Origin of the sequence: Streptomyces sp. NPDC001914, from assembly GCF_042891215.1 — a bacterium.
GTDB lineage: Bacteria > Actinomycetota > Actinomycetes > Streptomycetales > Streptomycetaceae > Streptomyces.
On sequence record NZ_JBIASW010000044.1, the window covers coordinates 1 to 1,070 of the forward strand.

Here is a 1,070-nt window from a genome sequence, read left to right on the forward strand (position 1 = left end):
TTCAGTAGCGCGCTCAAGACCCGAAGCGGAGTGATCTAGCCATGGGCAGGTTGAAGCGGCTGTAAGAGGTCGTGGAGGACCGAACCCACCAGGGTTGAAAACCTGGGGGATGACCTGTGGTTAGGGGTGAAAGGCCAATCAAACTCCGTGATAGCTGGTTCTCCCCGAAATGCATTTAGGTGCAGCGTCGTGTGTTTCTTGCCGGAGGTAGAGCACTGGATAGGCGATGGGCCCTACCGGGTTACTGACCTTAGCCAAACTCCGAATGCCGGTAAGTGAGAGCGCGGCAGTGAGACTGTGGGGGATAAGCTCCATGGTCGAGAGGGAAACAGCCCAGAGCATCGACTAAGGCCCCTAAGCGTACGCTAAGTGGGAAAGGATGTGGAGTCGCAGAGACAACCAGGAGGTTGGCTTAGAAGCAGCCACCCTTGAAAGAGTGCGTAATAGCTCACTGGTCTAGTGATTCCGCGCCGACAATGTAGCGGGGCTCAAGCGTACCGCCGAAGTCGTGTCATTGCAGCAATAGGGCCAACGCCCGCTGTGATGGGTAGGGGAGCGTCGTGTGCCGGGTGAAGCCGCGCCGGAAGGCAGTGGTGGACGGTTCACGAGTGAGAATGCAGGCATGAGTAGCGATACACACGTGAGAAACGTGTGCGCCGATTGACTAAGGGTTCCTGGGTCAAGCTGATCTGCCCAGGGTAAGTCGGGACCTAAGGCGAGGCCGACAGGCGTAGTCGATGGATAACCGGTTGATATTCCGGTACCCGCTGTGAAGCGTCAAACATCGAACCAGGCGATGCTAAGTCCGTGAAGCCGCCCCGGAGCCTTCGGGCAAAGGGGAGTGGTGGAGCCGACGGACCAGACCTGTAGTAGGTGAGTGATGGGGTGACGCAGGAAGGTAGTCCATCCCGGGCGGTGGTTGTCCCGGGGTAAGGGTGTAGGACGTCAGGTAGGCAAATCCGCCTGACACATAGTCTGAGACCTGATGCCGAGCCGATTGTGGTGAAGTGGATGATCCTATGCTGTCGAGAAAAGCCTCTAGCGAGTTTCATGGCGGCCCGTACCCTAAA

The 1,070-nt window shown here is 57.8% G+C and carries 1 rRNA gene; it reads left to right on the forward strand.

The features are described from left to right. Window positions 1-1,070, forward strand: a 23S ribosomal RNA gene (locus tag ACFYYF_RS41555); the annotation flags it as partial.